The organism is Sphingomonas sp. 2R-10, assembly GCF_030062225.1.
Classification (GTDB): Bacteria; Pseudomonadota; Alphaproteobacteria; order Sphingomonadales; family Sphingomonadaceae; genus Sphingomonas.
In genome coordinates this window covers 1-5,370 of sequence record NZ_JASCXF010000074.1, presented here as the reverse complement: position 1 = coordinate 5,370, position 5,370 = coordinate 1, and the positions used below count along the sequence as shown (strand labels likewise).

Genomic DNA, 5,370 nt, shown 5'->3' with positions numbered 1-5,370 from the left:
CCCGCTTGCCGTAACGTCGACACCCGCCGCCGACCTGCCGCCGGACACGCTGGATGCGTTTCTGACATGGCGGATGGGCGATGCCGCGCCCGAAGCCGGGTGGAACGCAACGCGGGTGCCGGTCGTGGCGCAAAAAAATCCGGCGCTGATGATCCTGACCGACCTGCCCGAGGACGATGATTCGGGCGAAAGCGGCTGGATGACCGGCCCGGTCGGCGCGTTGCTCGACCGGATGCTGGCGGCGATCGGCGAGACGCGCGAGGGCACGGTCGTCGCCGGGATCGCCCATGCCCGCCCGCTGACCGGCCGCGTGCCCGCCGATGCGCAGGAAACGCTCGACGACCTTGCCCGCCGCCTCGTTACGCTGGTCGCGCCGGCGCGGCTGCTGCTGTTCGGCGCCGAACCGTGCCGCGCCTTGATCGGTCCCGACGGCGCGCGCGGTGGTTTACGGACGCTTAACCATGACGAGCTAGCCTGTCCCACAATCGCTACGTTCCACCCGCGCTTCCTGTTGGAGCGGCCGTTGGCCAAGGCGGAGACGTGGCGGCACCTGCAGTTGCTTATCAGGGATACGACCACGTGAAGCTGACCCAACTCGTGCTCGCGGCGCTGATGTTGCCCGCCCTGCCCGCCACCGCCCATGCCGACGACGCGCCGACTCGCGGGGCCGTCATCCCCGCCGCCGCCGAAGCGCGCATCCCGCCGCAACTTTCCCCCGAGGATCGCGACACCTATCGTCAGGTGTTCGAAGCCATTCGCGGCGGGCGCTGGGCCGATGCGCAGCTGCGGCTCGACGCGATGAAGCCGGGGCCGCTCCACGCCGTCGCCCGCGCCGAACTCTATACCGCCAAGGGTTCGCCCCGCGTCGAGCTGCCGCAACTGCTGGCGGTGCTGGGCGAGGCGCCCGACCTGCCCCAGGCACCCGACCTCGCCCGCATCGCCAGGGTACGCGGCGCCACCGCGCTGCCCGAACTGCCGACGCCGCAGCGGCTGGTGTGGTTCGACGCGGCACCGGTCCGCGTCCGCGCCAGGGCCGCACGCAGCGACGCCGCCGCCGCGCAGCTGCTCGACGCGATGAAGCCCTATGTGAAGACCGACGACGGTGCGGCTGCCGAAGCACTGATCGCCACGCGCGAAGCCGACCTGACGCCCGAGGCGTTGACCGAGATGCGTGGTCGCGTCGCATGGATCTATTTCGTCGCCGGCGACGACGCCAATGCCCGCCGCCTCGCCGCCGTCGCGCAACGCGGACAGGGCGAATGGACCGCGCAGGCCGACTGGACGCAGGGCCTTGCCGCATGGCGCCAGCAGGACTGCGCCGCCGCGCAGGGCGCCTTTGCCAGCGTCGCGCAGCGCGCGGGCGACACCGAACTGCGCTCGGCCGGGCTTTATTGGGCGACGCGTGCCGACATCGCCTGCGGCCGCCCCGATCTGGTGCAGGCCCGGTTGCAGACCGCCGCGCAATATGGCGAGACCTATTACGGGCTGCTGGCGCGACAGGCGCTGGGGCTGATCGAAGGCGCCGACGCCACTGGCCGCGCGCCGGTGACCGGGGACTGGCGCGCGCTGGAGCGGCGTTCGAACGTGAAGGTCGCCGCCGCGCTGATCGAGGTCGGCGAGAATGCGCTGGCCGACAAGCTGCTGCGCCATCAGGCGCGCATCGGGGGACCAGGCGACTATGCCGCGCTGACCCGGCTGTGCGGCAACCTCAACCTGCCCGCGACGCAGCTGTGGATGTCGCACAACGGGCCGCAGGGCGCACGGCCGCTGGTCGAGGCGCGCTACCCCGCCCCCGACTGGACGCCCGAAGGCGGCTGGCGCGTCGACAAGGCGCTGGTATTCGCCCACACGTTGCAGGAGTCGCGCTTCGACGCGGGGGTGGTCAGCCCGGCGGGCGCGACGGGGCTGATGCAGATCCGCCCCGGCGCGCTGACCGACTATGCCCGCGCGCACGGGCTGACGCTGGAAAAATCGGCACTGTCGAAGCCGCAGGTCAACATGGCGGTCGGGCAGAGCTATCTGGAGCAGCTGCGCGACCGGCCGTTCACCGGCGGGCTGCTGCCCAAGGTCATCGCCGCGTACAATGCCGGCCCGACCCCGGTCGAGGCGTGGAACGTGCAGCTGAAGGATGGCGGCGATCCGCTGCTCTACATCGAATCGATCCCCTATTGGGAAACGCGCGGCTACGTCATGACCGTGCTGCGCAACTACTGGATGTACGAGAAGCAGGCAGGCAAGACGTCGGCCAGTCGCGCCGCGCTGGCGCAGGGGATGTGGCCGAAATTCCCCGGCCTGCCGGGTGCCGCCGCCGTGCGGGTGGGCGCGAACGGCCGGACGCGGATCGCCGATGCCAATTGACGAGGCGCGCGCGTTCGTGCCCGTGCGCATCGCGGTGCTGACGGTATCCGACACGCGGGGAATCGCGGACGATCGTTCGGGCGACACGCTGGTCGCCCGCATCGAGGACGCCGGCCATGTGCTGGCCGACCGGGCGATCGTGCGCGACGACATCGACACGATCGTCGCCCGGCTGCACGGCTGGATCGACGACGACAGCATCGATTGCGTCATCACCACCGGCGGCACCGGCGTCACCGGCCGCGACGTGACGCCCGAAGCGGTCGAGCGCGTCGCGACCAAGCTGATCCCCGGCTTCGGCGAACTGTTCCGCTGGCAAAGCCATGCCAAGATCGGCACGTCGACGATCCAGTCGCGCGCCACCGCCTGTGTCGCGCGCGGCACCTATATCTTTGCGCTGCCCGGATCGACCGGGGCGGTAAAGGACGGCTGGGACGGCATCCTGCGCGAACAATTGGATATCCGCCACCAGCCGTGCAACTTCGTCGAGCTGATGCCGCGCCTGCTGGAGCGGTAGGCCGCTATTCGGCGACCATCGCCGCCAGCACATGGCCGTCGGGATCGCGGAAATGGAAGCGGCGGCCGCCGGGAAAGGCGAAGATCGGCTGCACCACCGTCCCGCCCGCCGCCTCGACCGCGGCCAGCGTCGCTTCCAGATCGTCGACCTCGATCACCGGCAGCAAGGTGGCAAGCGTGGTGTCGGCGTCGAGCCCGAGATCGGTATCGCCGCTGGTCGTCGCCGCATAGTCCGGACCATAGTCGACGAATTGCCACCCCATCACCGCGGCATAGAACGCCTTGCCCGGCCCCGTCGCCGCGACCGGCAGTTCGAGATAGTTCAACCGCGCCATATCCGACCCTCCTTGTTCTTGCTTCGTTCCGATTAATCGCATAGGTTCGTGCGATGCGCAACCGTCCGGCCCGTGGAGCGACGAACAATGCCGCAAGCACCCGCTTCGCGCTGCCGGCGCAGGAGGCCGATGGCGACTGGCTCGACTGGCGCGAGACGGTCGACGGGGTCGCGCCGGTCCTGCGCACCAGCGTCGCGATCGAGCGCCCCCGGACCATCCTGGCGCGCAACAGTTCGCCCGACATCCCGTTCGACCGCAGCATCAATCCCTGTCGCGGCTGCGACCAACACCGCAACGGTTGCAAAACTCGCTTAGTGGACGCATCGTTGCGCTAGCTGCCGCGCGCGAGGACACATGGACGCTATTGCGTATATTAGGTGGTCGACTCTCATCCAGGAGGACGGCAATTCCTTAGAACGACAGACGAATCTGGTAGTCGACGCCGCAAGAGACAATGGCTGGTCTCTTGCTCCTTCGGATATTCACGTCGAACGCGGTCGTCGGATACCTCGGCTATCAAATTGAACTCGCGCCACGAACAACTGACGCGAGCATCACGAGATCGCTAGTTCGTTGATTGATCCTGATCGAACCATAAGTTTGTTTATTTCGAAGGCACAACCGGTGCCTGTGGAAGCCCTGCTTGACAGAACGGGTAGCAATCACCCCACCTGCGAACGCCGTCACCATTCTTGAATGCTATGCTTATGTTGAAGGCCAATTTTTTGCCAACCGATCTCTTCGCAACCGACGGATCAACTCGCATCAATTGCACAGCCTTCAAGCCAACTCGCTCAAAGTCGGCGTCTAACGTCGCATTTTGCCCTAAGCCGTCCCTTGATGTTTGGCAGTTGAACGGTTGCCCATTCGCTCGAATGGAAGTGCACCGAATATGTGCATATCCCAATCCGATTTTGTCTCTTGGGAGTAGCGGTTTAACTTCATCGTCCTTTACTAGTCTTGTCCAGCTTACGACGTCCGCGATCGGCTTACCGTCGACAGTCATTATCGACGCCTGAACCCGTTCGGCGCTAACAACCGAAGGGTTCAGGACGAGCGCTAGCAGCATCAACATATTGCCCGATCCCGTTTTTCGTTTCCTGTCAGCAGGATACGCTTCTCAGGACCAGTGTCAAACGGGATCGGAATGGGTCTACTGGGTCATGACATGCAGACGAATGCCGTTAGGCAAGCGTTAGCGCTCCGCCTTCCGTTCATTGTAAACCTGCAACGGCGACCGATACGAAAGGTCTTTGAAAACCCCCTTCGTCATTCCGTCGTTGTACGCGGACAGATCGAACCCCAAGATATTGCCGGCGCTAATCGAACCAACGTGCGCGAACATCTCGTTCGCCTTAGAGTAATCAGAACCGTAGAATGGCGCATTCTTGATCTTGAGTTCTGCGTTCTCCCGGTTGAAGTACAGGCTAGAATTTTGAAAATTCTGATAGCCAGCGACGGACATGTGAACGACTTCGTGCAGAATTATTCCGATCACCCCATACCCAAGATATCCGGATTGGGTGTACGCCTTAGCGCCTGTACCTTCGGCAAACGAGGCGAAGTACAGCGTATCTGTCATCGTGCTACGATCCGCCGATCCGACGCCATCGTTCGACTGCTGGATGTCTGTTACGACAAACTTCGTACCTTTGATCTGCGTCAAGAGGTCGCCAGCCGTAATACGCGTCCCGTTTGGTAGCGGAATCACCGTCGATGCGGGAAGCTTGGAGGCTGCCGCAATGATCGTCGCCACGGCTTCGGCAATATTGTTCGCCGCATCAATGGCCTTTGCCTGATTTGCCGAGTTCGTGAGTGAGACGTTCACTTTCACGGCAACCTCACCATCCGCAGGGTTCTGCGGCTGATCGTAATCATAGGCAACGGAATCTGCCGAATTGTTCTCTGGCAATACAGTAAAGCCGCGGGTCATGGTGACACCACTCGCAGTCTGCTTGCGACGGCCAGTAACAAGAATATCGGTCGACATGAGGTTTGCTCCGTTTGTGGAGCACTTCAACTGACCATTGAAATCTAAGAGCCCAACCGGAAATTAGGTTGAGCGATTTCAGCCAGTTGTGATTCACCGAGGGTTGCGAAGACCACGGGGATCATATGGGCTGGACCGAAACCGCTCGCCGCGAGCATGACAGAAGAAGGC

At 64.2% G+C, this 5,370-nt stretch carries 5 protein-coding genes and 1 pseudogene; 4 read left to right on the top strand and 2 right to left on the bottom strand.

What is annotated here, in order from left to right; genetic code table 11:
• The 3 genes from QLH51_RS19630 to moaB form a co-directional block, all read left to right on the top strand.
• The coding region (locus QLH51_RS19630) for a uracil-DNA glycosylase family protein (RefSeq protein ID WP_125662717.1) at positions 1–583 on the top strand (583 nt) is incomplete at its 5' end.
• A 29-nt stretch (positions 584–612) separates the two neighbouring features.
• The gene (locus QLH51_RS19625) at positions 613–2,358 is read left to right on the top strand and encodes a lytic transglycosylase domain-containing protein (protein WP_125662720.1); all 1,746 of its coding nucleotides are present in this window, start codon (positions 613–615) and stop codon (positions 2,356–2,358) included.
• The gene (moaB, locus tag QLH51_RS19620; protein ID WP_125662714.1) at positions 2,348–2,875 is read left to right on the top strand and encodes a molybdenum cofactor biosynthesis protein B; all 528 of its coding nucleotides are present in this window, start codon (positions 2,348–2,350) and stop codon (positions 2,873–2,875) included. The genes QLH51_RS19625 and moaB overlap by 11 nt, the downstream gene beginning before the upstream one ends.
• 4 nt (positions 2,876–2,879) lie before the next feature.
• Here moaB and QLH51_RS19615 read toward each other — a convergent pair whose 3' ends face one another.
• On the bottom strand, positions 2,880–3,209 hold the full coding sequence (locus QLH51_RS19615; protein WP_125662713.1) for a VOC family protein: 330 nt from the start codon (positions 3,207–3,209) through the stop codon (positions 2,880–2,882).
• Positions 3,210–3,262: 53 nt separating this feature from the next.
• Here QLH51_RS19615 and QLH51_RS19610 point away from each other — a divergent pair.
• Positions 3,263–3,511: pseudogene (locus QLH51_RS19610) on the top strand (PA0069 family radical SAM protein); the annotation flags it as partial.
• Between the two features lie 893 nt (positions 3,512–4,404).
• Here the strand turns inward: QLH51_RS19610 and QLH51_RS19605 are convergent.
• Positions 4,405–5,199, bottom strand: a complete 795-nt coding sequence (locus QLH51_RS19605; RefSeq protein WP_125662707.1) for a hypothetical protein — start codon at positions 5,197–5,199, stop codon at positions 4,405–4,407.
• Between the last annotated feature and the right edge of the window lie 171 nt (positions 5,200–5,370).

Bases quoted from the DNA above. Each gene is read 5' to 3' on its own strand.
- QLH51_RS19615 (WP_125662713.1), bottom strand. From the start codon at position 3,209: ATGGCGCGGTTGAACTATCTCGAACTGCCGGTCGCGGCGACGGGGCCG.
- QLH51_RS19625 (WP_125662720.1), top strand. From the start codon at position 613: ATGTTGCCCGCCCTGCCCGCCACCGCCCATGCCGACGACGCGCCGACT.
- moaB (WP_125662714.1), top strand. From the start codon at position 2,348: ATGCCAATTGACGAGGCGCGCGCGTTCGTGCCCGTGCGCATCGCGGTG.
- QLH51_RS19605 (WP_125662707.1), bottom strand. From the start codon at position 5,199: ATGTCGACCGATATTCTTGTTACTGGCCGTCGCAAGCAGACTGCGAGT.